Annotated in this window: 24 protein-coding genes and 1 pseudogene; 13 read left to right on the top strand and 12 right to left on the bottom strand. The window is 72.5% G+C overall.

From position 1 onward, the window contains the following. Positions 1 to 16: 16 nt before the first annotated feature. The 3 genes from ACYVP9_RS07055 to ACYVP9_RS07065 all read left to right on the top strand — a co-directional run bounded on the left by ACYVP9_RS07055 (position 17) and on the right by ACYVP9_RS07065 (position 2,059). Positions 17 to 562, top strand: a complete 546-nt coding sequence (locus ACYVP9_RS07055; protein WP_460603990.1) for an RNA polymerase sigma factor — start codon at positions 17 to 19, stop codon at positions 560 to 562. A 1-nt stretch (position 563) separates the two neighbouring features. After that, positions 564 to 1,268, top strand: coding sequence for an anti-sigma factor domain-containing protein (locus ACYVP9_RS07060; protein ID WP_460603991.1), 705 nt, complete (start codon positions 564 to 566; stop codon positions 1,266 to 1,268). 68 nt (positions 1,269 to 1,336) lie between these two features. Next, positions 1,337 to 2,059, top strand: a complete 723-nt coding sequence (locus tag ACYVP9_RS07065) for a M50 family metallopeptidase (protein ID WP_460603992.1) — start codon at positions 1,337 to 1,339, stop codon at positions 2,057 to 2,059. Here ACYVP9_RS07065 and ACYVP9_RS07070 read toward each other — a convergent pair whose 3' ends face one another. The 4 genes and pseudogenes from ACYVP9_RS07070 to ACYVP9_RS07085 all read right to left on the bottom strand — a co-directional run bounded on the left by ACYVP9_RS07070 (position 2,060) and on the right by ACYVP9_RS07085 (position 6,191). Further along, positions 2,060 to 2,875: a DUF1295 domain-containing protein gene (locus ACYVP9_RS07070; RefSeq protein ID WP_460603993.1), complete on the bottom strand. Its 816-nt coding sequence runs from the start codon at positions 2,873 to 2,875 to the stop codon at positions 2,060 to 2,062. Next, complete coding sequence (locus ACYVP9_RS07075; RefSeq protein ID WP_460604316.1) at positions 2,872 to 4,179, bottom strand: class I SAM-dependent methyltransferase; 1,308 nt, start codon at positions 4,177 to 4,179, stop codon at positions 2,872 to 2,874. Before ACYVP9_RS07075 ends, ACYVP9_RS07070 begins: the two co-directional genes overlap by 4 nt. Positions 4,180 to 4,218: 39 nt before the next feature. Further along, positions 4,219 to 4,890, bottom strand: a pseudogene (locus tag ACYVP9_RS07080) (DUF1365 domain-containing protein); the annotation flags it as partial. After that, a complete protein-coding gene (locus ACYVP9_RS07085; RefSeq protein WP_460603994.1) occupies positions 4,887 to 6,191 on the bottom strand; it encodes an NAD(P)/FAD-dependent oxidoreductase in 1,305 nt (434 codons plus the stop codon). The pseudogene ACYVP9_RS07080 and the gene ACYVP9_RS07085, both read right to left, overlap by 4 nt. A 243-nt stretch (positions 6,192 to 6,434) precedes the next feature. On the opposite strand from ACYVP9_RS07085, the gene ACYVP9_RS07090 reads away from it, so the two are divergent. The 3 genes from ACYVP9_RS07090 to ACYVP9_RS07100 are packed head-to-tail and all read left to right on the top strand — an operon-like array spanning position 6,435 to position 8,586. Then, complete coding sequence (locus ACYVP9_RS07090; protein WP_460603995.1) at positions 6,435 to 7,253, top strand: thioesterase family protein; 819 nt, start codon at positions 6,435 to 6,437, stop codon at positions 7,251 to 7,253. A gap of 27 nt (positions 7,254 to 7,280) precedes the next feature. Beyond that, positions 7,281 to 7,778: a DUF4395 domain-containing protein gene (locus ACYVP9_RS07095; RefSeq protein WP_460603996.1), complete on the top strand. Its 498-nt coding sequence runs from the start codon at positions 7,281 to 7,283 to the stop codon at positions 7,776 to 7,778. Positions 7,779 to 7,782: 4 nt separating this feature from the next. Continuing rightward, complete coding sequence (locus tag ACYVP9_RS07100; RefSeq protein ID WP_460603997.1) at positions 7,783 to 8,586, top strand: CPBP family intramembrane glutamic endopeptidase; 804 nt, start codon at positions 7,783 to 7,785, stop codon at positions 8,584 to 8,586. 58 nt (positions 8,587 to 8,644) lie between these two features. Here ACYVP9_RS07100 and ACYVP9_RS07105 read toward each other — a convergent pair whose 3' ends face one another. Continuing rightward, entirely contained in the window at positions 8,645 to 10,021 is a 1,377-nt protein-coding gene (locus ACYVP9_RS07105) for a cation:dicarboxylase symporter family transporter (protein ID WP_460603998.1), read from the bottom strand. A 140-nt stretch (positions 10,022 to 10,161) separates the two neighbouring features. Here ACYVP9_RS07105 and ACYVP9_RS07110 point away from each other — a divergent pair, with 140 nt between their 5' ends. The 4 genes from ACYVP9_RS07110 (at position 10,162) to ACYVP9_RS07125 (ending at position 15,284) form a co-directional block, all read left to right on the top strand. Continuing rightward, on the top strand, positions 10,162 to 11,763 hold the full coding sequence (locus ACYVP9_RS07110; RefSeq protein WP_460603999.1) for a sensor histidine kinase: 1,602 nt from the start codon (positions 10,162 to 10,164) through the stop codon (positions 11,761 to 11,763). Next, on the top strand, positions 11,756 to 12,451 hold the full coding sequence (locus ACYVP9_RS07115; protein ID WP_460604000.1) for a response regulator: 696 nt from the start codon (positions 11,756 to 11,758) through the stop codon (positions 12,449 to 12,451). Before ACYVP9_RS07110 ends, ACYVP9_RS07115 begins: the two co-directional genes overlap by 8 nt. A 12-nt stretch (positions 12,452 to 12,463) precedes the next feature. After that, positions 12,464 to 13,726: a putative GNAT family N-acetyltransferase gene (locus ACYVP9_RS07120; protein WP_460604001.1), complete on the top strand. Its 1,263-nt coding sequence runs from the start codon at positions 12,464 to 12,466 to the stop codon at positions 13,724 to 13,726. A 70-nt stretch (positions 13,727 to 13,796) separates the two neighbouring features. Continuing rightward, complete coding sequence (locus tag ACYVP9_RS07125; RefSeq protein WP_460604002.1) at positions 13,797 to 15,284, top strand: alpha-amylase; 1,488 nt, start codon at positions 13,797 to 13,799, stop codon at positions 15,282 to 15,284. 4 nt (positions 15,285 to 15,288) lie between these two features. On the opposite strand, the gene ACYVP9_RS07130 is transcribed toward ACYVP9_RS07125, so the two are convergent. From ACYVP9_RS07130 to ACYVP9_RS07140, 3 genes are all read right to left on the bottom strand, one after another. Further along, positions 15,289 to 16,533: an SPFH domain-containing protein gene (locus tag ACYVP9_RS07130; protein WP_460604003.1), complete on the bottom strand. Its 1,245-nt coding sequence runs from the start codon at positions 16,531 to 16,533 to the stop codon at positions 15,289 to 15,291. Between the two features lie 12 nt (positions 16,534 to 16,545). Further along, a complete protein-coding gene (locus ACYVP9_RS07135; RefSeq protein ID WP_460604004.1) occupies positions 16,546 to 16,983 on the bottom strand; it encodes an NfeD family protein in 438 nt (145 codons plus the stop codon). Between the two features lie 66 nt (positions 16,984 to 17,049). Then, a complete protein-coding gene (locus ACYVP9_RS07140; RefSeq protein ID WP_460604005.1) occupies positions 17,050 to 17,895 on the bottom strand; it encodes a DUF3097 domain-containing protein in 846 nt (281 codons plus the stop codon). 64 nt (positions 17,896 to 17,959) lie between these two features. Here ACYVP9_RS07140 and ACYVP9_RS07145 point away from each other — a divergent pair, with 64 nt between their 5' ends. The 3 genes from ACYVP9_RS07145 (at position 17,960) to ACYVP9_RS07155 (ending at position 20,690) form a co-directional block, all read left to right on the top strand. Then, positions 17,960 to 18,694, top strand: coding sequence for a hypothetical protein (locus ACYVP9_RS07145; RefSeq protein ID WP_460604006.1), 735 nt, complete (start codon positions 17,960 to 17,962; stop codon positions 18,692 to 18,694). 39 nt (positions 18,695 to 18,733) lie between these two features. Then, a complete protein-coding gene (locus ACYVP9_RS07150; protein WP_460604007.1) occupies positions 18,734 to 19,744 on the top strand; it encodes an alpha/beta fold hydrolase in 1,011 nt (336 codons plus the stop codon). A 73-nt stretch (positions 19,745 to 19,817) separates the two neighbouring features. After that, a complete protein-coding gene (locus tag ACYVP9_RS07155; protein WP_460604008.1) occupies positions 19,818 to 20,690 on the top strand; it encodes a methylenetetrahydrofolate reductase in 873 nt (290 codons plus the stop codon). A 156-nt stretch (positions 20,691 to 20,846) separates the two neighbouring features. Here ACYVP9_RS07155 and ACYVP9_RS07160 read toward each other — a convergent pair whose 3' ends face one another. The 4 genes from ACYVP9_RS07160 to ACYVP9_RS07175 form a co-directional block, all read right to left on the bottom strand. Further along, the gene (locus ACYVP9_RS07160; RefSeq protein ID WP_460604009.1) at positions 20,847 to 22,046 is read right to left on the bottom strand and encodes a PLP-dependent aminotransferase family protein; all 1,200 of its coding nucleotides are present in this window, start codon (positions 22,044 to 22,046) and stop codon (positions 20,847 to 20,849) included. Continuing rightward, complete coding sequence (locus ACYVP9_RS07165; RefSeq protein ID WP_460604010.1) at positions 22,031 to 22,543, bottom strand: DUF1638 domain-containing protein; 513 nt, start codon at positions 22,541 to 22,543, stop codon at positions 22,031 to 22,033. Before ACYVP9_RS07165 ends, ACYVP9_RS07160 begins: the two co-directional genes overlap by 16 nt. A 79-nt stretch (positions 22,544 to 22,622) precedes the next feature. Further along, entirely contained in the window at positions 22,623 to 24,548 is a 1,926-nt protein-coding gene (locus ACYVP9_RS07170; RefSeq protein WP_460604011.1) for an ASKHA domain-containing protein, read from the bottom strand. Then, entirely contained in the window at positions 24,545 to 25,426 is an 882-nt protein-coding gene (locus ACYVP9_RS07175; RefSeq protein ID WP_460604012.1) for a pterin-binding domain-containing protein, read from the bottom strand. Before ACYVP9_RS07175 ends, ACYVP9_RS07170 begins: the two co-directional genes overlap by 4 nt. Between the last annotated feature and the right edge of the window lie 10 nt (positions 25,427 to 25,436).

The raw sequence follows: 25,436 nt of genomic DNA on the forward strand, positions 1-25,436 counted from the left end.
ACTCCAGGGACGAACTGTGGACGTGGAAGCCGCCCTCGCCGAGATCGGCGCTCGCCTGAACCAGGGCCAGCCCGAGGCGCTCGAAGACGCGTACCGGACGCTCGGTCCGCTCGTGCGTTCCTACCTCGGGCGCTACGTGCCCGTCGCCGACGTCGACGACGTCATGCAACGGGTCTTCTACGAGCTGTGGCGTGTTCACGACCGCTACGACCCGAAGCAGCCGCTGCGAGCCTGGGTGCTGGGCATCGCGCGCAAGCGCGCCATCGACCACCTGCGCAAGCGCCGCGACGTCGTCGTCGACATGTCGACGATGCGCGAGATCTCCGGCGACGACGGCCGCGAGACCGCCGAGCGGTTCGCCTGGGCCGACGAGGTGCGTTCGGCGCTCGACCTGCTGCCCGACGTGCAGCGCAACGTCATCGAACTCGCCTACTTCGACGGGTACACGCAGAGCGAGATCGCCGCGGCGCTCGACATCCCGCTCGGCACCGTGAAAACCCGCACCGCCCGCGGCCTGCACCGGCTCGCGGGCCTGCTCGAGACCGCCACGGGGGGACGCTGACATGGGCACCAAGCATGTGACCGACGAGTTGCCGAGCCTGCTCACCGGGGACGCCTCCCGCGAGGTCGTGCTCGAGGCGGCCGAACACCTGCGCACCTGCGTCGACTGCCAGCAGGAGCTGGTGTGGACGGTCGTCGCCCACGCGTCGCTGACGTCCGCCAGCCGCTTCGCGCCCGAGATCGTGGTCGAGGCCGACACGGCGGCGGACGTGCCCGCGGACGACCGTCCGCTGCCGGATCTCAGTGACCTGTTCGCGACTGCGCGCGCCGAGGCCGCACCTCCGCCGGCCCAGGCGACGCACCGCCGCCGTTACCTCGCGGTCGCCGCGGCGGCCGCGGTGCTGGTCGGCGGGGGCACCACGTGGGCCCTGGTGTCCGGTGACGACAGCGACCAGCTGCCTGCCGGCACCACGGTCGCCCTGGACAACACCGCGACCGGCCCCGACGCCCGCGCCGTGGTCACCGGCGAGCGGATGCGGCTCGACGCCGCCGGTCTGCCCAGCCTCTCGGCGGGCCGGCAGTACGAGGTGTGGCTCGCCGACGGGTCGAAGCTGCAGTCGATCGGCTTCCTGCGGCGTGACCGCATCGCCGACATCTCCGTCCCGCGGTCGCTCATGTCGCGCTACGACACGATCGCCGTCAGCGTCCAGGACGAGGGGCAGACGCAGTTCAGCGGACGCATCGTTCTGCGCGGCGAGTACAGCTGATCCCGCCTCGCTGAGCATCGGCTGACCCACCGCCCGGCGGCACATCCGCTGCTGCCACGCTCGGACGGATGGCCTCCAGCGACGTGTCCCGGGTGTGGGACTCGGTGACGGCGGTGCAGCCCGTCCCCGGCGCGAGCACCATCGCGGCCTGCGCGCTCGTCGCGCTGGTGTGCGTGGTCTGGCGCCCGCTGTGGGTGCGCACCCGGCACCTGGTCACCATCACCCACGAGGGCGCGCACGGCGTCGCCGCCCTGCTGAGCGGACGGCGCCTGGGCGGCATCCGGCTGCACTCCGACACCTCCGGGCTCACGGTGTCGCGCGGGCGTGCCCGCGGGCCCGGCATGGTGGCCACCGCGCTGGCGGGCTATCCGGGACCCGCGCTGGTCGGCGTCGGCGCGGCCGCGCTGTTGCACGTCGGGCACGCGGTGGCGTTGCTGTGGCTCGTGCTGGTGCTGCTCGCCCTGCTGCTGGTGCAGATCCGCAACTGGTTCGGGCTGTGGTCGGTGCTGGTCGCGGGCGCCGGTGTCTTCGCGGTGTCGTGGTGGGGCTCCCCCGGGCTGCAGAGCGGAGTCGCCTATGCGGGCACCTGGTTCCTGTTGCTGGCGGCGCCGCGGCCGGTGCTCGAGCTGCAGGCGTCCCGGCGGCGGGGCGCGCGCGACACCGATGCCGACATGCTCGGCCGGCTGACCCGCACACCCGGCACGCTCTGGGTCGGGGTCTTCCTGGTCGTGTCCGTCGGTGCGCTGGTGGCCGGCGCGCTGCTGATCACCGCCGGCGTCAGGACCTCGTGATCACGAGGACGTGACGGCCTTCTTCACCTTCGGCGGCAGGGGGAAGAACATGCTCGTGCGGGCGGCGTACTCGTCCCACCCGTCGCGCTTGCTCATCGACTTCTCGAGGATGCGGGCGCCCGAACCGACGGTGAGCAGCAGCGTCATGACGATCGGCGCGAAGATCGTGGCCACGCCCGGCAGGGTGTCGGCGGCGACGAGGAAGATGCCCCACCAGACGCAGGCGTCGCCGAAATAGTTCGGGTGCCGGGTGTAGCGCCAGAGGCCGACGTCGATGAGCTTGCCCTTGTTGTCGGGGTCGGCCTTGAAGCGTTCCATCTGGGCGTCGCCGACGGCCTCGAAGAACAGCCCGATCGCCCAGACGACGACCCCGACCCACGCGATCCAGCCGACGGACCCGCCCTCGAACCCGCCGACCAGGATCGGTGACGAGACGATCAGGGCGAGCACGCCCTGCAGCCCGTAGATCATGCGCAGGGCGTAGAGGTCGCCCGAGCCGGGCTGCTTGTCGAGCAGCTCCTTGTATCGCGGATCCTCGGGCTTGCCGACCGAGCGGCGGCCGATGTGGACCGCGAGCCGGAGACCCCACACGACCGGCAGGATCAGCAGCAGCCAGCGCCGCACCGGATCGGCCGCGTCGCCCGACAGGGCGAACACGACCACCGCGACGGTGACGAACAGCAGACCCCAGACGGTGTCGATGATGCTGTGCTTGCCCACCACCTTCGACACCGCGAAGGTGATGAGCAGGACGGCCAGCACCGCCAGTGCTGCCCAGCCGAGGGTTGCGGCGAAGGCGGATCCGTCGAAGGTCACCCGGTGGTGGTACCCACCGCCCAGGGCCGGGTCGACGGCATCCCGCTGTGACCTTCGGCGGTGGGCTTCACGGCGAGGAACTGGTCGACGCCCATGCGTCCCTCCTCGAAGGTCAACATGCCGCCGACGAGGTACAGCCGCCAGACGCGCGCGACCTCCTCGTTCTGCAGCGCGACGAACTCGTCCCACCGGCTCTCGAACGTGTCGATCCAGTGCTGGACGGTCGTCACGTAGTGCTCGCGCATGGCCTCGACGTCGCGCACCTCGAAGCCGCCCTTCACGAGGTGGCGGGTCGTCTGCCACACCTCGCGCATGTGCATGTCGGGGGCGATGTAGCTCTCGATGAACGCGCCGCCGCCGGGCGCGGTGCCCTCGTGCCGGGACATCTGCTGCAGCAGCAGCCGTCCCGTCGGCTTGAGCGCCCGGTTCATGATCGCCACGTACTCGGGGTAGTTGCCCTCGCCGACGTGCTCGCCCATCTCGATGGAGCTGACGGCGTCGAAGGTGCCGGTGTCCTCGGCGGCCTCGCCGAACTCGCGGTAGTCCTGCAGGCGGACCTCGACCTTGCCGCTCAGTCCGCGGTCGGCGATGCGCTTGGTGATGAAGTCGCGCTGCTGCGCCGACAGCGTGATGCCGACGGCCTCGACACCGTAGTGCTCGGCGGCGTGCAGGATCATCGAACCCCAGCCGCAGCCGACGTCGAGCAGCCGCATGCCGGGCTTGAGGTCGAGCTTGCGGCAGACGAGGTCGAGCTTCGCGGTCTGCGCGTCGTGCAGGCTCTGGCCCTCGTGCGTGTAGTAAGCCGAGGAGTAGGCCATGTGCTCGTCGAGCAGCAGCTCGTAGAACTCGTTCGACAGGTCGTAGTGGTGCGAGATCGCGGCCCGGTCGCGACGGCGGCTGTGCAACCGTCCGCTGAGCCGGGCCTCCGACAGGGGCGGCGCCGGACGGGTGCCGAGCGCGCCGAGCCGGACGGCGGCGCCGGCCGCCTTGGCCTTGGCGCCGGCGGTGAGCTCGACCCCGGTCGTCGGACGGGAGCGGGCGAGCGCCCAGGCGCGGCGGAAGCCGTCCGCGAGATCGCCCTCGACGTCGATGTCGCCGGTGACGTAGGCGCGGGCCAGGCCGAGCTCGCCCGGCGCCCACAACAGCCGGCGCAGCGCGCGGCGGGTCCGGATCACGAGGACGGGGCCGTCGGCCGGTCCGGCCTCGCTGCCGTCCCACGCGCGCAGCCGGACGGGCAGGTCGATGCCGGCGGTCTCCTGCAGCAGGGACGCCAGACGGTCGGCGACGGTGGGCTTGCCGGACATGGGTACCTCACGGGTGTCGGACGGGTGGTCGGGTCGGGGTTGCACGGGCAGGCCCTTGCGCCACAGCCGGATGCCGTGGGCGGTGATGAGGGCGCGCACGAGCCAGGTCTCGAACGGGTGCCGCAACGCGGCGGCGAGCACCGCGCGCCGGGTGGCGGGGCGCCGGACGCCGCGCACGGACGCGGTGAACGGACGGCCGTCCGGGCGGTGCAGGGTGATCGTGATCGCCAGCGTCTCCCCCGGCTCCGGCACGCTCATGCGGTAGTAGCCGTCGACGGGATAGAACGGCGAGACGTAGAACTCCTTGGCGGTGTCGACGCGCCCGGCGTCGTCGGGCCGCAGCAGGTAGCGGTGCCGCTGCGAGTAGGTGTTGTGGACCTCGGCGACGACGCATTCGAGTGTGCCGTCCGTGCGGTGGCACCAGTAGAGCGTCAGCGGGTTGAAGACGTAGCCCAGGCTGCGCGCGTTGGTGAGCATGGTGATGCGTCCGCCGCCGAGGTCGACACCGCGTTCGCGGAGGAAGTCCTCGACGTTCTCGCGGATGCTGCGGGACGCGTCACCGACGTGGTCACGGGACTCGAAGCGCGCGAGCGGACCGTGCCGCGGAAGGTCGTCGACGTCGACGAACCAGAGGTAGCTCGAGTGCCGGACATCGTGCCGCACCGGATCTGCGCGGACATGCGCAATATCGACCTCGTAGAGCGAGGTCACCAGGTGACGCCCAGGGACGCGGCGGCGTCGACGCCGGAGCGGCAGCCGTCCTCGTGGAAACCCCAGCCGTGGTAGGCGCCGGCATAGGCCACGACGCCGTCGTTGAGCTCGGGAAGTCGCTCGCGCGCCGCCACGGACGACGACGTGTACACCGGGTGCTCGTAGTCCATGCGCTCGACGACCTTGGCCGGGTCGACGCGGTGACCGGCGTTGAGCGACACGACGTACGTCTCGGGCGCCTCGAGCCGTTGCAGCCGGTTCATGTCGTAGCTGACCTGCACCTCGGTGGGCACGGTGTGGCACGACGGCAGTGCGTAGTTCCACGACGCCCCCGCCCGGGGCGCGGTCGGCAGCACCGCGGTGTCGGTGTGCAGAAGGGTCGGGTTCGTGGTGTACGTGATCGCCCCGAGCACGTCGCGCTCGTCGGCGGTCGGCGCGGCGAGCATGCCCAGCGCCTGGTGCGGGTGCGTCGCGACGACGACGGCGTCGAAGTGTGCCGCGGTGTCGGAGTCGTCGCGTACCTCGACGCCGCTGCCCGTGCGCGTGACCGCCCGGATCGGGGTGGCGGTCTCGACGGCCGTGAGGCTCTTCGCGGCCTTCTCGACGTAGCGCGCCGAACCGCCGGCCACCGTGTACCAGGTGGGGCTGCCGCTGACGGAGAGCATGCCGTGGTTGTCGAGGAACGAGAACAGGTACTTGGCCGGGTAGTCGCCGGCCTGGTTCGGCGCGGTTGACCAGACCGCCGCGATGAGCGGCGTCATGAAGTGGGCGTCGAAGTAGGTGCTGAAGCGCCCGGCGGCGAGGAACTCGCGCACCGTCATGCGCTCCCCCGCCGGGTCGTCACCGGCGAGCAGCCGCTGCGCGCGGCGGTGGAACCGCTTGACCTCGGTGAGCATGCGCAGGTACCGCGGGCGGCGCACGGCGTCGACACTCGGCAGCAGGCCGGCCAGGCCCTTGCCGCCGGCGTACTCGAGCCCGCACCCGCCGCACGAGATGGACATGCTCATGTCCGACTCCTGCGTGCCGACGCCGAGCTCTCCGAACAGGCGCAGCAGGTTGGGGTAGGTGCGGTGGTTGTGCACGATGAAGCCGGTGTCGACGTTGCGCAGCACCCCGTCGACGCCGACGACGTCGTGGGTGTCGGCGTGGCCGCCGAGCCGGTCGTCCGCCTCGTACAGCGTGACGTCCGCCGAGCGTTGCAGCACGTACGCCGCCGTCAGCCCTGCGACACCACTGCCGATGACGGCGATGCTGCGGCGCCGGTTGCGCCGATCGCCGTGCGTTCTGCTGCCCTGCGTCACCCGGTGCCTCCCGCACGCGATGCCCGTCCGGAATCTAACGGGCGTACCGGGTGGGATTCGCGCAGGAGGGCCCTCGCGGTTTCACGGCGTGGCGCACGCCTCGGTACGGGGTGCGCGTGCGGGGACGAAACACCCGGACGCGGACATGAAGGAAGGGGCGACGGCACGGGAGGGATGTGCCGTCGCCCCTTCCACATTCACTGTAGGGCATCCGTCGTTCGAGCGCCGCAGTAGCGTCACCGTGTGTCGGATTCTTACTTCTCGCTGATCGCACACGGGGTCGACGCGGCCGCGGGGACGCTGTCGCGGCGGGTCGCGGCGGGGCCGCTCACCGAGGGTCCGTGGGCATCGCATCTCGAGCACGGCGGGCCACCCAACGCCCTGGCCGTGGCCACCGCCGAGACGCTGCTGCACGCCGTGACGGGCCGCGACGACCTCGCCGCGCGCCGCCTCGCCGCCGACTTCGTCGGCGCGGTGCCGGTGGGAGAACTGGACGTGCACGGCCGGGTCGTCCGCGCCGCCCGGTCGGCCGCGCTGGTCGAGGTGACCGTTGCCGCCGCAGGGCGCGACTGCCTCGTCACGCGCACCTGGTTCGTCCGCGACACCGACACCGCGGCGGTCGCACCGCCGCTGCCGCCGGCGGTCGCAGTGCCTGCCGACGACGCGCGATCGAGCGGCCACCAAGACGGGTTCGGTTACGGCACCAGCCTGCAGTGGGTGTTCGTCGAGGGTGCCCTGGCCGAGCCGGGGCCGGGAACGGCGTGGGTGCGTCCGCGTACGGAGCTGGGCACCGGCGAGGCGCTGTCACCGCTGGCACGCACCGTCCTGGTCGGGGACTCCGGCAGCGGCGTCTCGGCCGAGCTCGACTGGTCGCAGTGGTCGTTCGTCAACGTCGACCTCGACGTGCATCTCGCCCGCCCGGCGGTCGGCGACTGGCTGCGGATGTCGTCGGTCACGCAGCTCGGTGCCCACGGGTCCGCGCTGGCCCGCTCGACGTTCGCGGACGCGCACGGTGAGTACGGCCGCGGCCTGCAGACCCTCGTCCTCACCCCGGCGCGGTAATCCCTACCGTTTGGGTAGGCTTGGGGCGTGTCCGTGATCGGCTTCCCGAACCCCGTGAACGAGAAGGCCGCGCGCACCGTGGCGGCGGGGGTCGCGCTGATAGCGGCGCTGACGCTCGCGCTCGCGGCCGCGGCCGGGACCGGCTGGCTGTGGCTGGTCGCCGTGCTCGCGGCAGGCTTCGTGCTGCGGGTGTTGAGCGGTCCGCGGCTCAGTCCCCTCGGTCAGCTCGCGACCAGGGTCGTCGCACCGCGCCTCGGCGAACCGGTGCTCGTGGCGGGGCCGCCGAAGCGGTTCGCGCAGGCGATGGGCGCGACGATGACGCTGGCCGGCACGGTCGCGCTGGCACTCGGCGCCCCGACCGTGACGGTGGTCCTGCTCGCCGCTGTCGTGGTCGCCGCGACCCTCGAATCGGTCTTCGCGCTGTGCCTCGGCTGCGTCGTGTTCGGTTGGCTGATGCGGGCAGGTGTCGTGCCGCCGGAGACCTGTGAGGCCTGCGCGAACATCCGGTCCCGCCCGGCACACTGACCGGGTGGCAGCCAGCGCCGACCGTCCGGACGTCCGACCCACTCGTGACCCGAATCTGCCGCGGTACGGGCTCGAGCTGCTGGCCGTCCTCGCCGTGTCGTTCGGCACGAGCGGTCTGTCGTCGTTCCTGAGTTTCCTGCGCGCCCAGATCGTCATCAACAAGGGCGTGGGGTTCCGCAACGTCGCCACCGCGCCCATCCAGCGGGGCGAGAAGACCCCCGACTACCAGTGGCTCGACATCCTCGACCGGATCGTGTCCCTGCTCGGCGGCATCGCGCCCGCGCTGCTGGTGCTCGTGCTGCTGCTGCGCTCCCCCGGTGGCCCGGGCTTCGGCATCGGCCTCGACCGGTTGCGGTTCAAGGAGTTGGGGCAGGGCCTCGGTTTCGCCGCGCTCATCGGCCTTCCCGGTCTCGGATTCGTCTACCTGGCCCGCGAACTCGGTGCCAACGCGCGGATCGTGGTCACCGATTTCCCGGCCGTCTGGTACCGCATCCCCGCCCTGCTGCTCGAGGCGCTGCAGCAGGGCCTGAGCGAGGAGATCGTCGTCTGCGCCTACGTGCTGACCAGGCTGCGCCAGCTGGGCTGGACGAACAGCCGGGCACTCGCGGCCGGCTCGCTGCTGCGCGGCTCGTACCACCTCTACCAGGGGTTCGGCGGCTTCGTCGGCAACGCGATCATGGGGCTCGTCTTCGGTTGGTGGTTCCAACGCACTCGGCGGGTCTGGCCGCTGGTCGTCGCGCACGCGGTGATCGACGCGGTCAGCTTCATCGGCTACATCTACCTCAAGGACCACGTCGACTGGATCTGACGCGGACACGCGGACGGGGTGGGGACGATTCGTCCCCACCCCGTCCGCCGTCTGTCGATCAGGCGTTCACGAGCGTCTTCGCCGGCGGGTCGGACGGCACCTCGGCCGTCCCGTGGTCGTCGTCCGGCGCCATCGTGGCCTCGTCGAACGGCAACCGGCCGGCGAGCACGTCGACCATCCGGGTGCGGTCGAGCTGCTTGGTCCACGACCCCACCAGGACGGTGGCGACCGCGTTGCCGGCGAAGTTGGTCATCGCCCGCGCCTCGGACATGAAGCGATCGATGCCGACGATCAGGCCGACGCCGTCGACCAGGTCGGGCCGGTGCGCCTGCAGCCCGCCGGCAAGCGTCGCCAGGCCGGCGCCGGTGACGCCGGCGGCACCCTTCGAGGCGATGATCATGAAGACCAGCAGCGACAGCTGCTCGGTGAAGCTGAGCGGGGTGCCCACGGCCTCGGCGACGAACAGCGACGACATCGTCAGGTAGATCGCGGTGCCGTCGAGGTTGAACGAGTACCCGGTGGGCACCACGATGCCGACCACGGGCTTCTCGACACCGAGGTGCTCCATCTTGGCGATGAGCCGCGGCAGCGCGGTCTCGGACGACGACGTCGACACGATGAGCAGGAACTCGCGCGCCAGGTAACGCAGCAGGCCGAGGATGCTGACGCCGGTCGCCAGCCGCAGCAGCGAGCCGAGCACGCCGAACACGAACACGAAGCAGGTCACGTAGAAGGCGAACATGATGACGGCCAGGCTGGTCAGCGCGTCGACGCCGGTCTGCCCGACGACCGCCGCCATGGCACCGAACGCCCCGACCGGCGCCGCCCACATGATCATGGCCAGCACCTTGAACACGACCCGCTGCACCGACTCGATGCCCCGCAGCACGGGAGCGCCGCGGTCGCCGAGACCCTGCAGCGCGAACCCGACGAGCAGCGCGACGACGAGCGCCTGCAGCACCTGGCCGTCCGTCAGGGACGACAGCAGCGTCTCGGGGATCATCTCCTTGAAGAAGTCGACCATGCCGCCTGAGCTGCCCTTCTCGGCCGCCTCCTTGGCGGCCTCCGCTCCCTCGGGGGTGAGCTGCAGCCCTGAGCCGGGGTGCACGAGGTTCCCGACGACCAGGCCGATCGCCAGGGCCGCCGTCGACATGGTGATGAAGTAGCCGAGGGCCAGCCCGCCGACCCGTCCGACCTGCGCGGCCTTGCGCACCGAACCGATGCCCAGCACGATCGTGCAGAAGATGACCGGCGCGATCATCATCTTCACCAGGTCGACGAACGCCTCGCCGACGGGCTTGAGCTCGACGGCGAACGTCGGGGCGGCGAGGCCGACCACCACGCCTGCGACCACGGCCGCGATCACCGCGAGGTAGAGCCAGTGCGTGCGGTCGCGTCGGCCGCTCCGCTCGGTCTTGCGCTGCAGGATCGTCATCGACTGCCTCCGTCGCGGGATGTGGCCTGCGCCACGTTGTGGGGTGTGGGAGAGACGATCCGATTCCCGGGGCCCCCGGTCACGGTTGCGTTCGTTGTGTTCACGGCGTGCCGCGGCCGGGCTGCGGCACACTGGCCGCCGTGCGCGTCGGACGCTGGAGTCTCGCGCGGCAGCTGTTCGCCCTGCAGGCGCTGCTGTCGCTGGTGGTCGTCGCCGCCGTCGCCGCGGGTGCCGTCGTCGTCGGGCAACGGCGTGACGACGATGACGCGCGCGCCCGGATGCTCGCGCTCGCGTCGTCCGTGGCCGCGAACCCGTACGTCGTGCAACAGGTCGCCACGCCGGACCCGACGGCGCGGCTCGAGCCGTACGCCGAGCAGGTGCGCGTCCGTACCGGGGCGTCCTTCGTGGTGGTCATGTCGCCGCAGCGGGTGCGCTGGACCCACCCCGATCGCGGCCTCGTCGGCAAGCGCTACGTGGGCACCGTCGCGCCCGCCCTCGGCGGCCGCGCCTTCGCCGAGACCTACACCGGCAGCCTCGGACCGTCGGTACGCGCGGTCGCCCCGGTGCGGTCGGACGGCAGGGTCGTCGCGCTCGTGTCGGTGGGCATCACCGTCGAACGCATCCGCGACCGCCTGCTGCGTCAGCTGCCCTGGCTCGCGGGTGGCCTGCTCGCCCTGCTGGCCGTCGCGCTGCTCGGTTCCGCGCTGGTCGGACGGCGCCTGGGCCGGCAGACCGGCGGAGTCGACGCGGCCACGATGAGCGGCGTCCTGGCCGCCCACGAGGCCGTGCTGCAGTCGGTCGGCGAGGGCATCGTCGTCGTCGACCGCCGCGGCCGCGTCACGGTGTGCAACGACCGTGCCGCCGAGCTGCTCGGCCTGCCCATGGGTGAGGACGTCCGCGACCGGCCGGTGGCCGACCTGCCGTTGTCCCCGGCCGTCCGCACGTTGCTGACCGATGAGCACGAGGTGCGCGGCGAGCTGCACCTCACCGGGGACCGGGTGCTGGTCGTCGACCGGTTCGCGGCGGTGCGGGCCGGTCACCGCCACGGCACCGTGACCACGCTGCGCGACCGCACCGAGCTCGAGTCGCTGACCGGCGAGCTCGACGCCACGCGGTCGCTGGCACAGTCGTTGCACTCGCAGACCCACGAGTCCGCGAACCGGCTCCACACGATGGTCGTGCTCATGGAGACCGGCCGCACCGACGACGCGATCCGCTTCGGCACCGAGCAGCTCGAGCTGTCGCAGCGGCTCACCGACCGCACCGTCGCCGCCGTCGACGAGCCGGTGCTCGCGGCGCTGCTGCTCGGCAAGGTCGCCGCCGCCGCCGAACGTGGCGTCCGCGTCGAGGTGGAGGCGGTCGACGACCCGCCCCTCGCTGCGTTCTCGCCGACCCAACTGACCACGGTCGTCGGCAACCTCGTCGACAACGCCGTCGACGCCTGCCTCGAGTCGCCCGGTCCCGGGCGGGTCGACGTCCGGCTGGCCGGTACCGCGGACGGCGGCCTGGAGATCGCCGTCAGCGACGACGGGCCCGGGCTGCCACCGGAGGCGGTCGACGACGCCTTCCGGCGCGGCTGGTCGACCAAGCTCGCCACCACCGAGGCCGGACGGGGCCTCGGCCTCGCGCTCGTCCACCAGGTCGTGCGGCAGCACGGCGGTGACGTCGGGGTCGGTTCGTCCGAGCGCGGCGGAGCCCGGCTCGTCGTCCGACTGCCCCGGACGGAGCGGTCCGGTGGCTGACATCCGGGTGCTGGTCGTCGACGACGAACCGCTGATCGCCGAGGCCCACGCGCAGCTCGTGGGCCGGGTACCGGGCTTCGTCGTCTCGGACGTCGTGCACGACGCCGCGGGCGCGCTGCGGCGGCTGCGCGACCCGGCCGCACAACCCGACCTCGTGCTGCTCGACTTCAACCTGCCCGACGTGCACGGCCTCGAGGTGTGCCGGGTGCTGCGGGCGGGAGGCATCGAGGTCGACGTCATCGCGGTGACCTCGACCCGCGATCTCGGCGCCGTGCGCTCGGCGGCGTCGCTCGGGGTGGTGTCGTACCTGCTCAAGCCGTTCGCGTTCGCGGCGCTGCGCGACAAGCTCGAGCGGTACGCGGAGTTCCGCCGGCAGCTGCACGGCGAGCAGGACGTGAGCGCGCAGACCGACATCGACCGCGCGTTCGCCAGCCTGCGCGGCTTCGACCGCGCCGCCCTGCCCGGCGGCGTCACCGCCGAGACGCTGGACGCCGTGGCGCACGCGGTCCGCGAGGCGGGGGCGGCCTCCGCGGCCGAGGTCGCCGAGACGTGCGGGGTCTCGCGGGTCACGGCGCGCCGCTACCTCGAGCACCTGGCGGACGCCAACGTCGTCGCCCGGGCGCAGCGGCACCGGGGCAGCGGCCGTCCGGAGATCGAGTACCGCTGGGTATCCGCTGGCGGCGGCTGACAGCATCGAGGCGTGACCTCCGAGCCCGAGATCGTCCACCCCGTCCCGCTCGAGCTGCACGAGCCGTGGCTGCGCACGGTCTGGTCGAACCTGCTGTTCGATCCCGACTCCCCCGAGATGGCGGCCCGGCGCAGCAATCGGGTGCGCACCTGGAACCCGGACCGGCTGTGGGCGGTCGTCGACCACGGCGCGGTGGTCGGCACGCTCGCCACCGAGGCGCGCACGATCACGGTGCCGGGCGCGGACGGGTCGACGAACGTCGTGCCCGTCGACGCCGTCACGGGCGTCTCGGTGTCGGCCACGCACCGTCGCCGCGGCCTGCTGCGGCGCATGATCACGCAGTCGCTCGCCGACGCCCGCGACCGCGGTGACGCGCTCAGCGTGCTGATCGCGGCGGAGTGGCCGATCTACGGCCGCTACGGCTACGCGCCGGCCGTGCAGCTCGGCCGTTACACCTACCGCACGCGCGGGCCCGGGGCGGCGCCGGCGGGCGGTGACCCGACGTCCGTCCGCCCGGCCACGGCCGACGAGGTGGCGGCGCTCGCGCCGGACGTCTTCGCCCTTGCCCGCCGCGGCCACGCCGGCCAGATGGACCGCGACGGCGTCTGGTGGCCGCGGCGCCTCGGCGCCTCCGGCTTCACCGCCGTGCCCGGCACCACCGCGATGTGGGTCGTGCACGAGACCGACGGCGCGGTCGACGGCCTGCTGGGGTGGCGCGTGACCCGCGACTTCGACCTCGACAACCGCTTCGGCGCCGTCACGGTCACCGAGTTCGTCGCGGCGTCCGACACCGCGTACCGCGACCTGTGGTCCTACCTCGCCGGCATCGACGCGGTCGAGGAGGTGCTGCTCGACGACCGTCCGGTCGACGAGCCCGTGCGCTGGCTGCTGCCGGACGGACGTGCGCTGCTGCAGACGGCGACCCTGGACGCGCTGTGGGTGCGGTTGCTCGACGTGCCCGCGGCGCTCGGCGCTCGGGCGTACGCGGTGCCGGGCGAGCTGGTGCTCGACGTCGTCGACACCGACGGTGCCGGCTACGGCGCGGGCACCGTCGCCCTGACGGCGTCGGCCGACGGGGCGCACTGCGAACCGACCGCGGCGGCCGCGCAGCTGCGCGTCACCCAGCGGTCGCTGGCGTCGGCGTACCTGGGTGGTCACCGGCTCGCGACCCTGGCCCTCGCCGGCGGCGTCGAGGAGCTCGCGCCCGGAGCCCTCGCCCTCGCGGACCTGATGTTCTCGACACCGCGTCCGCCCATCAACCAGACGCATTTCTGACCGGACGTTGACTGCCGGCTCGGCCTCGGGATAGGAAGCCCATTCCGGACATCGAGGTCGAGGGGGACCCATGAGGCGCAGGCACGTCGGATTCGCGGCCGCAGCGATCGCACTGGCCACGGCAGGGACGCTGGCGGTGGCGGTCCAGCCCACGCAGGCGCGGCCGGAGAGCCACCGTCCCGCACAGGCGCGCGAGGCGCGCAGCGTGGTCGCGAACCTGTTCGAGTGGAACTGGAACTCCGTGGCACGCGAGTGCCGCACCGTGCTCGGCCCGTCCGGGTACGGGGCCGTGCAGGTGTCGCCCCCGGCCGACTCGCTGAAGCGCACGAAGCTGGGCGACGGCAGCGACACGGTGCTGAACCCGTGGTGGGAGGTGTACCAGCCGGTGCGCTACGCCCTCACCAGTCGCATGGGCACCGAGCGGCAGTTCAGGCAGATGGTCACGACCTGCCGCAAGGCAGGTGTGCAGGTCATCGTCGACGCCGTCCTCAATCACATGACCGGGCAGGGCGACACGTCCTACGGCGGCGTGACCTACGAGCGCTACCGGTACGCCGGGCTCTACGAGAACCGCGACTTCCACAAGTACTCGGGCGACTGCCCGTCGGCGTCCGGCGGCATCGAGGACTTCAACAACCAGCAGCAGGTCTTCAACTGCGAGCTGGTCGGTCTCTCGGACCTGCGCACCGACACCCCGAAGGTGCGCGCCACCCTCGCCGGGTATCTCAACAAGTTGCTCTCGTACGGCGTCTCCGGCTTCCGCGTCGACGCCGCGAAGCACGTCGGGCAGCGTGACCTCGACGCGATTTACGCGAAACTGCGCAAGACCGTCGACGGGACGCGTCCGTACTGGGCGCTCGAGGTGTTCGGCGGCGGCCCCGGCACCTTGTCGCCGCAGGCGTTCGTCCGCTCCGGCACCGTGCTCGGACTCGACGGCGTGAAGCAGTTGCAGGCGGCCTTCAAGAGCTACCCCGCCGAGCACGTCGGCAGCATCGCGACGCTGCGCGACTTCGGCGAGAACTCCGGACTGACCCCGTCCGGACGCACGCTCAGCTTCGTGCAGAACCACGACACCGAACGCAACGGCGACGGTCTCAACTACAAGGACGGTCGCACCAACATCATCGCCAACCAGTTCGTGCTCGCCTACGGCTACGGCCGTCCGCAGGTCTTCTCCGGTTTCGCCTGGCAGACGACGGACGACTCACCGCCGGCCACGGCCGACGGCATCATCACCGACACCGACTGCTCGTCGGGTTGGGTGTGCGTCGACCGTGACCCGGGCGTGCGGGCGATGGTCCGGTTCCACAACGAGGTCGGCGACGCCCGCGTCCGCAACTGGCAGGACGACGGCGCCAACCTGATCGGCTTCGCCCGCGGCGACCGCGGCTGGGTCGCGATCAACAACGGCACCGAGGCGAAGACGATGACGTTCACGACGGGGCTGCGTCAGGGCAGCTACCGCGACCTGGTCCACGGCGGGACCGTCCGCGTCGGACCGAACGGCAAGGCGACCGTCACCGTGCCGGCCAAGGACACGGTGGCGATCCTGCGCTGACGCGTCAGCCCTGCGGCGGGTAGGGCGGCTGGGTCGGCGGCGGCGGGGTGTAGCCGGGCACCTCGTCGCCCGCCGGCGGCAGCGGGGTCTCGCCGGGCGGGAGCGGACTCTCGTCCAGGGCGCCGGTGCCGTAGCCGACGCGGGCCTCGATGGACGCGGGATCATCGTCGGACGCGCGCAGGTTCTGCGCCTCGGGCTGGTCCTTGGCCGGCGGCAGGTTCGAGTCGAACCAGTCGCTGGTGTCGAGCGTCGACTCGGTCGCCGCGTGCGCGCCACCGGTGCCCTGCTGCGCCAGCCACGACGGCGTGCCGTCGTCGTCGTTGCCGGTGAGCTTGGCCAGGCCGTCGAGGGCCTTGCTGAACTCGCTCGGCACGATCCACATCTTGTTGGCGTCGCCCTGCGCGATCTGCGGCAGCGTCTGCAGGTACTGGTAGGCCAGCAGCGCCGGATCGGGCTTGGCGGCGTGGATCGCGTTGAAGGTCGTCTCGATGGCCTTGGCCTGTCCCTGCGCGCTGAGGTAGCGGGCGGCCCGCTCGCCCTCGGCCTGCAGGATGCGGGCCTGCCGGTCGGCCTCGGCGGCGAGGATCGCGGCCTGCTTGCGGCCCTCGGCCTCGAGGATGGCGGCGGCCTTCTGGCCCTCCGCGGTCTTGATCGACGACTCGCGCTGGCCCTCGGCGTTGAGGATGAGCGCGCGCTTGTTGCGGTCGGCGCGCATCTGCTGCTCCATCGCGTCCTGGATGGACGGCGGCGGGTCGATCGCCTTGATCTCGACGCGGGCCACGCGGATGCCCCACGGGCCGGTCGCCTCGTCGAGCACGCCGCGCAGCTGACCGTTGATCGAGTCGCGGCTGGTGAGCGCCTGCTCGAGGTTCAGCGAGCCGATCACGTTGCGCAGCGTGGTGACGGTGAGCTGCTCGACCGCCTGGATGTAGTTGGCGATCTCGTAGGTCGCCGCCCGCGGGTCGGTGACCTGGTAGTAGATGACGGTGTCGACGCCGACGGTCAGGTTGTCGGACGTGATCACCGGCTGCGGCGGGAAGCTCACCGTCTGCTCGCGCATGTCGATGAGCGGACGCATGCGGTCGACGAACGGCACCAGGATCGTCAACCCCGCGTCCTGCGTGCGGGTGTAGCGACCCAGCCGTTCGATCACGCCGGCCCGTGCCTGGGGCACGATGCGCACCGATCTGGCCACGACGAACACGAGCAGCGCCAACACCACGATCAGCGCGATCACACCACCGGACATGTCCTGCCTCCCTCAGAGTGAGGGGTCGTCGGCGAGTACGTACGCCGTCGCCCCGCTGATGCGCACCACGCGGACGGACACGTCCGCCGCGATGGGGCTGTCGTCGAACGAGCGTGCCGTCCACTCGCCGCCGTTGAGCCGCACCCGTCCCTCGCGCGCGTCGACCGCCGTCAACGTCACCGCCGGCATCCCGATCAACGCGTCGGTGCCGGTGCGGGTCGGGCCCACCGCGGTGAAGTGGCGGCGCGCCACCGGGCGCAGCGTCGCGAGCAGCAGCCCCGTGACCACCAGCGCCACGATGATCTGCAGCGCGACCGGCCCGCCGAGCGCGGCCGTGACCGCGCCGGCGGCGGCTCCGCCGGCGAACATCGAGAGCACGAACGTGAGCGTGGCGGTCTCCGCCGCGGCGAGCACCCCCGCCCCGATGAGCCACAGCAACCAGTCCGGCATCCCTCCATGATCGCACCGGGGCCTGTGCGGCGCCGCTGTCGACGCCGGACAGGGGGTGGCCGACGCTCAGCTCTCGACGGCCGTCACGAAGTCGATCAGTTCTTCGACGGCGCGCAGCAGCGGCACCTCGACGTCGGCGTACGTGTCGACGGACGCCAGCACCCGGCGCCACATCTCCCGCGGGTCGGACACGCCGAGCGCCGCGCAGATGCCCGTCTTCCAGTCGGTGCCGCGCGGCACGACCGGCCAGGCGTCGATGCCCAGCGCGGTGGGTTTGACCGCCTGCCACACGTCGACGTACGGGTGGCCGGTCACGAGGACGTTCTCGTCCCGCAGCGCCGTGACGATGCGCGACTCCTTGCTGCCGGCGACGAGGTGGTCGACGAGCACGCCGACCCGGCGGGCGGGTCCGGTGCCGAACTCGGCGACGGCCTCGGCCAGGTTGTCGATGCCGCCGAGCGGCTCGACGACGATGCCCTCGATGCGCAGGTCGTCACCCCAGATGCGTTCGAGGAGCGCGGCGTCGTGCACTCCCTCGACCCAGATGCGGCTGGCCCGGGCGGTGCGGGCCTTCGCCCCGGTCACCGCGTACGACCCCGAGGCGGTGCGGACGGGCGCGCTCGGCGCGGCCTGCACCGCAGCCGGCCGCACGAGGGTCACCGGACGTCCGTCCACGAGGAACGCGGCGGGCAGCATGACGAAGTCGCGGCGCTTCCCGTGCCGGTCCTCGAGGGTGACGACATCGCGCTTCTCCCCCGCGTCGACGGCGCGGCCGACCGCGACGACGGCGCCGCAGAAGCGCCCGTCCGCCGTCTCGACGACGAGGTCGCGGTCGGCGGGCACCTCGGGTACGGGCGGACGGCGGCCCGCGGTGCGGGGGTTCGCGAGGACGTCGGCATACCTGTCGGACACGTCCAGCGACGTTACGGGTGGCAGCGGCGGACGTCCGGCAACCACGCCCGTACCCTCGGACAGCGTGTCCGATCTGCGTTCCGGCCCGCTCGCCGCGTGGGCGCGCGCCTGGGTCGCCGGGGCGGCGAGCCCCGACGAGGTGCTCGACGCCGTCGCCGGTGACGACGCGCCGCACCGCGTGACCGGGTCGCTCGGCGACGGCGCGCTGCTCGACCTGCTGGCGGCCCTGCGCCGTGCCGGCGAGCCGTGCCGGCTGGTGCTGCCGGCCGCGGGCGACGTGCGCGGACTGCCCGGGCCGGCCGAGTTCCGCGACGCCGCGCTCGAGGCGGGCGAGGCGATCGTCGCGGGCGGCCTCGGGGCGGTGCCCGAGGTGGTCGAGTTCCACCCGTCCAGCGCGCCCGCGGCCGTCACGTGGTGGGTCTACGACGTGCACCCCGCACCGCCGGACTTCCAGTCGGTGCCCGACGCGCAGTACGAGCTGACGACGGCGATCCGCGAGTCGGCGAGCGTTCTGGCCGCCGCCGAGGTGGGCGCGTGGCGCGACGAGCTCTCGGCCGCCCTCGGCGACGCCCGCCGTGCCGGCGAGCGTCTCAACCTGCCGCCCGGCTACCCGCCGCGCGCGGTGGCGCTGCTCGCGCAGGCCGAGCGGATGCAGGCCGTCCTCGACCTCGCCCTCGCCGACCCCGTCGGCGGTGCCGTCGACACGCACGGCGTGGGCGTGCGCGCCGCAGCGCTGCGTCCGCTCGCCACCGCCGTCCGCCGCGGCCGGGCCACGGGGTACAACGCCGACGCGTTCTGACGAAACAGGGACGCAACCGGAGCACGCGACCATCACGGCATGACGCTGCGCGTGATCGACGGTGCGGTGCCGGTGCGCGGCCCCTCGGTCCGTGTCGAGTCGCGGATGGTGCACGGCTACAAGCGGGTCTTCCGCATCGGCGGTGAGGGACCGCCGCTGCTGCTCATCCACGGCATCGGTGACAGCTCGGCCACCTGGCGGACGGTGCTTCCCGCCCTCGCACGCCACCACCTGGTGATCGCGCCGGACCTGTTGGGGCACGGCGCGTCCGACAAGCCGCGCGCCGACTACTCGGTCGCGGCGTACGCCAACGGCATGCGCGACCTGCTCGGCGTGCTCGGCGTCGACGAGGTGACGCTGGTGGGCCACTCCCTCGGCGGCGGGGTCGCGATGCAGTTCGCCTACCAGTTCCCCGAGAAGACGCAGCGCATGGTGCTCGTCGCGTCCGGCGGCGCCGGTCGCGGGGTGTCGCCCTTGCTGCGGGCGGCGACGCTGCCCGGCGCGCAGGGTCTGCTGGCGGCACTGCGACTGCCGGGTTCGCGGGTCGCGGCCACCGCGCTCATCGCGCTGCTGGGCCGCCTCGACGCCGGCCTGGCCCTCGACGCCGCGGACCTGCGCCGCGTCGTCGAGGCGTTGCCGGACGCGACCGCGCGCGCGGCGTTCATCCGCACCCTGCGCGCGGTCGTCGACTGGCGCGGGCAGGTCGTGACGATGCTCGACCGCTGCTACCTCGTCCGGGCGCTGCCCACGCTGCTGATGTGGGGGTCGCGCGACAGCGTCCTGCCGATCGGGCACGCGCACCAGGCCCACGCGGCCATGCCGGGGAGCCGGCTGGAGATCTTCGAGGGCGCCGGGCACTTCCCGTTCCGCACCGACCCCAACCGCTTCGTGGCCGTGCTCGAACACTTCCTCTCGACGACCGAACCGTCGCGCTGGGGCGTCGACGGCTGGCGCGAACTGCTGCGGGCGGGACGGCCCGGCGTGGTCCGCGAGGAGTCGTCCGAGGTCGAGGACCGGCTGCGCGCCGCGTCCGAACGATCGGCCACCTGAACGCCTCTTGTCGGCCGGGCACCCGAGTCGTACCGTGACGTCATTCGGTGCGCGATACGAATCGAGTTGCATGATGCGCAACAGTCGCGGGCGGACGGAGACCCTCGTCCGGCTGCTGTCCCACACCCGGTACGAAGTGCTGCCCACCGCCTCGTGCGAGGACCAGGTGCGCGAGCACCTGAGCACCGACATCCCCGTCACCGTGACCGCGTCGCCGTCCAAGGGGCTCGCGGCGACGCTCGATCTCGCCGAGCGGCTCGCGGGCGCCGGGTACCGCGTCGTGCCGCACCTCGCGGCCCGGATGGTGTCCGGGCGCACGGAGCTGCAGGAGATCTGCGACCGGCTCGTACCCCTGGGCATCGACACCGTCTTCGTGCCCGCCGGCGACGCCGACCCGCCCGCCGGCGACTACCGCGCCTCGCTGGACCTGCTCGAGGACCTCGCCGCGCTCGGCCGTCCCTTCGCGCACGTCGGCGTCACCGGCTATCCCGAGTCGCACCCGACCATCACCGACGACGTCGTCGTGCAGGCCATGTGGGACAAGCGCCACCACGCGGCGCACGTGGTGTCGAACCTGACCTTCGACGCGGACCTGCTGGCGACGTGGCTGCGGCGCATGCGGCAGCGCGGCATCACCATGCCGCTGCTGGTCGGCGTCCCCGGACCCATCGACCGCGCCAAGCTGCTGCTCATGGCGACGAAGATCGGCGTCGGCGAGTCGACGAAGTTCCTCACCAAGCACCGTCGCACGCTCACCCGGCTCGCCGCGCCGGGCGGGTTCACCGGGCAGCAGTTCCTCGAGAAGGCCGCTCCCGCCTTCGCCGAGCCCGGCGCCGACGTGGCCGGGCTGCACGTCTACACGTTCAACCAGATCGCCGAGACCGAGGCCTGGCGCACGCAATGGCTCGCGCGGCTGCAGGAGAAGGTCGCCGCCGGGTCGCGCTGAGCGCCGTCTGAAGATCGCGCGCCTGCGTGGATCTTCAGACCCCGCACGCGCCGGGGCACCGCATCGGTCTGAAGATCGCGCGCCTGCGTGGATCTTCAGACCTCGGACGCGCCGGGGCGCCGCATCGGTCTGAAGATCGCGCGCCTGCGTGGATCTTCAGACCCCGCAGAAGGCGCGCAGGCCGTCGAGCAGGCGGTCGGCGTCCGCGTCGTCGTTGTAGGGCGCGAGGCCGATGCGCAGGCCGCCGTCGGGCAGGTTCATGCGGCGGGCGGGCTCGACGGCGTAGAAGCTGCCGGCGGGGGCGTTCACGCCGCGGCCGGCGAGGAACAGGTACGCGTCGCGCGCCGGACGGTCGTCGAACGTCACGAGCAGCGTCGGGGTGCGATGCGCCGCGCGCGAGCGGACCGTCACGCCGGGCAGCTCGGCCAGCCCTGCCTCGATACGGCGGCGCAGCGTGTCCTCGTGCTCCTCGGCGAGCGCGAACGACGCGACGATGCGCTCACGCCGGGTGGTGCCCGCACCGCCGAGCCCGGCGATGAAGTCGACGGCCGCGGCCGTGCCGGCCAGCAGTTCGTAGGGCAGCGTGCCGAGCTCGAAGCGCTCGGGCACGGCGTCGCTCGAGGGCAGCAGCTTGTCCGGGTGCAGCGTCTCGAGCAGCTGGGGGGCGGCGGCGAGCACCCCGCAGTGCGGGCCGAAGAACTTGTAGGGCGAGCAGGCGAGCACGTCGGCGCCGGTCGCGGCCAGGTCGATCGACGTGTGCGCGGCGAGGTGCACGGCGTCGACGAAGAACAGTGCTCCGGCGTCGTGCGCGATGCGGGCGGCCGCGGGCAGGTCCGGACGCGTACCGAGCAGGTTCGACGCGCCCGTCAGGGCGACGAGCCGGGTGCGGTCGCCGACGGCGGCGGCGACGTGCTCGGGCGCCAGCTCGCCGGTGTCGGGGTCGAAGTCGATCCAGCGGACGGCCGCCCCGGCCCGCTCGGCGGCGATCACCCACGGACGCACGTTCGCGTCGTGGTCGAGCCGGCTCACCGCGATCTCGTCGCCCTCACCCCATCCGGACGCGAGCGTGCGCGCCAGGTCGAACGTCAGCTGGGTCATGCTGCGTCCGAACACGACACCGCGCGGGTCGGCAGCGAGCAGGTCGGCCATGGCCGACCGCGCGTCCTGGACGACCGCCTCGGCCGTCCGCTCGGCCGCCGTGACCGTGCCCCGGTTCGCGATCGCCGACGTCATCGTGCCGGCGACGGCGGCCGCGACGACCGACGGTGTCTGCGAGCCGCCGGGACCGTCGAAGAAGGCGGTGCCGGACGCGAGGGACGGAAAGGCCGAACGGACGGCGGCTACATCGAGGGACACGCCACCAAGGCTGCCAGTTCCCGTTCCAGGCCTGCGTGTCCGGTGTCGATCACGGTCAGGGGCAGGCCGATGCGATCGGCCGCCTGCCGCGCGAGCGCATGCAGCTCGTCGTCCGGCTGCTGAGCGAGCCAGACGACGCGCGTGTAGCTGCCGAAGTAGTCGTCCCGCAGCTCCGGATACCGGTCGAGGCCGAGTTCCTGCACGACCGTGCGGGCGAACGAGCGGACGAGGAAGTCGGTGAGCACGTAGGTGCCGGGTTGCGCCTCGAACAACTGCGCCACCCGCGAGGCCCCGCCGAAGACGTCGTAGCAGTGCAGGCCCGACAGCCGACGGAAGCCACGCCGTTCACAAACCTCGTCGAGGGCGCCGTACGTGCCGCAGTCGGCGTAGCCGACCGCGATATGCGCGTAGGCGCGCGAAAGCTCGTCCGCCAGTGTCTCGACGGCACCGGCGATGCGCTGCGGCTGGTTGTGCAGCAGCGGCGGCAGGGGGTGCACGTCGACCGGCCAGCCGCGGCGGGCGACGATCTCCTGCGCCGGCTGTGACAGGGCGCCGCACGCGATCAGCGCGGTGCGCTCAGACCGGGAAGGCGAGCTGGTCGACGAACTTGTCGTTGAAGTCGGGACGGTCGCTGAGCTCGACGTAGCGCACCTCCTCCCGCAGGGCCGCGGCGCCCTCGCGCTCGCGGCGGCTGAGCAGGGCCATCTTCGCGCCCTCGCCGGCGACGTTGCCGGCCGACACGATGCGCAGCACCGGCAGCTTGGGGACGAGCCCGACGCGGATCGCCGCGGCGGGCGAGAGGTAGCTGCCGAACGACCCGGCGAGCAGCACCTGCTGGATCTCGGACGGCTCGATGCCGAACTCCTCGACGAGCAGTTGCCAGCCGGTGGCGATGGCGGCCTTGGCGAACTGCAGCTCGCGGATGTCCCGTTGCGACAGGTAGACGCCGTCCTCGCGGTCGTCGAGCCGGAAGATGCGCTCGTCGTTGATGCTGGTGAGCCGGTGCGCGAGCCCCGGGCGCAGCTCGGCGGCCTGCTCGGTGGTGACGTACCGCCCGGACCTGTCGATCAGTCCGACGCGGACGAGTTCGGCGACGGCGTCGACGAGCCCGGACCCGCACAGGCCCGCGGCGGCGACGTCGCCGATGACGCCGAGGTCGACGCCCTCGTCGGTGATGCGGACGGTCTCGATGGCGCCCTCCGCGGCGCGCATGCCGCAGCGGATCGCGCCGCCCTCGAACGCGGGTCCCGCCGGCGCCGCGGTGGCCAGCAGGCGGTCGCCGTCGCCGAGGACGATCTCGCAGTTGGTGCCGACGTCGACGAACAGCCGCAGCCGCTTGTCGCGGTCCATGCCGGTGGCGAGGATGCCGGCGACGATGTCGCCCCCGACGTACGCGCCGAGCGCCGGGAAGACGGTGACGCGCGCGCCCGGGTGCAGCGCGAGCCCGATGTCGGACGCCGGCACCACCGGCGGCGCCGGGCTCGTCATCACGAACGGCGCGACGCCGAGCGGCTCGGGGTCGATGCCGAGGGCGAGCGCGGTCATGGTCGCGTTGCCGGCGAGCGCGACCTCGTAGACCTCGGACGGGTCGACGCCGCCCTCGGCGCACACCTCGGAACACAGTTCGGCGAGCGTCTCGTGCGCGGCCTTCTCGAGCCGTCCCAGTGCCTCGGGGTCCATCATCGTGGCGCTGATGCGGGTGATGACGTCGCCGCCGAACGGCTGCTGCCGGTTCAGGCGCGAGCTCACCGCCACCGGGGTACCCGTCGAGAGGTCGAGCAGGGTCGCGACGACGGTGGTCGTGCCCAGATCGACCGCGAGGCCGAACATCCGCTGCCGGGTGTCGCCGGGCTCGACGTCGACGAGCGTCTCGTCGACCACGACCGCGGTGACCTTGAAGTCGGACTCGCGCAACACCTTCGGCAGTCGCCGCAGCACGTGCAGGTCGGCGTGGAGTTCGAGGTCGTCGATGGCGTCGAGGACGCGCTCGAGGTCGCTGCGCTGGTCCGACAGGGTTGGTTCGTCCAACTCGAGGTAGCGCTTCTGCACCGCCGGTCGCAGGATCACCTGCCGTCCGACCCCGACCGTCGCCGCCTTCGGACGGGTCTGCAGCGGCGGGACCTCGACGGTGAGGTCGGCGGTGGCCTGCGCCAGGCAGGCCAACCGCCATCCGCCGCGCAACTCGTCCGCGGTGAACGCGCGGGCGTCAAGCCGTGAGATCGGAACCGAACCGGACGTGATCTGCACCTTGCACTTCTTGCAGGTGCCGTGGCCGCCGCACGTCGAGTCGATGGCGATGCCGTTCCAGCTCGCGCCGTCGAAGACGGTGACGCCCGGGGGAACGCGGATCTTGCGGTCGGCGGGCAGCAGCGTCAGCTCGACCCGGCCGGTGCCGTCGTGCGCGGCACCGGCGTCGGGGTTGGTGCCGACGGGCGGGACCAGGAGCCCTTCGCGGCCGAAGCGCCCGTAGATCTCGTCCGGGTCGACCGGACGGGCACTCATGAGCCTGCGGCCGCCTGCTTGGCGCGGTGGCTCGCGATCCAGTTCATGCCCCACTCGTCCTTGCCGAACACCAGGTCGGCGGCGCGGACGGCCTCGACGATCAGCGGCGTGCGGGCGTCCATGATCGCGCTGGTGAGGCCGTTGGCCATCGCGATGGGCAGGAACGCGGCACCGATGGCGTGCCGTCCGGGCATGCCGAACGAGACGTTCGAACCGCCGCACGTCATGTTGAGGCCGTACTCGTCGCGGATGCGGCGCATGGTCTCGAGCGTCGCGATGGCCGAGTTCGTGTCGGCGCCGATGGGCATGGCGAGCGGGTCGATGACGATGTCGTCGCGCGCGATGCCGTACTCCTCGGTCGCCACCCGCACGATCTTGGCGACGAGCTCCATGCGCTTGTCGGCCTCCATCGGGATCTCGTCGTGGTCGTTCGGCAGCGCGACCACGGCGGCGTCGTACTTCTTGACGAGCGGCAGGATCTCGGCCATCCGCTCGTCCTCGGCGGTGATGGAGTTGACCAGCGCGCGGCCCTTGTACGCCGCGAGGCCGGCCTCGAGCGCCTCGACCACGGACGAGTCGATGCAGATCGGCAGGTCGGTGAGCTCCTGCACCATCGTGACGGCGCGGGCCAGCAGGTCGGCCTCGTCGGTCAGCGGCACGCCCATGTTGATGTCCAGGACGTCGGCACCCCCGGCGACCTGCGCGGCGACGTCACGCTCGATGGCGGACATGTCGCCGCTGCGCAGCTGCTCCTGGAAGATCTTGCGACCGGTCGGGTTGATGCGCTCGCCGATGATGCAGAAGGGCTTGTCGTGCCCGAGCACGACCTCTTTCTTCTCCGAGCGGATGACGGTGTGCGCGCTCTGGATCGTGGTCATGTGCTGCCTC

The sequence above is a fragment of the Jatrophihabitans fulvus genome (assembly GCF_054781375.1).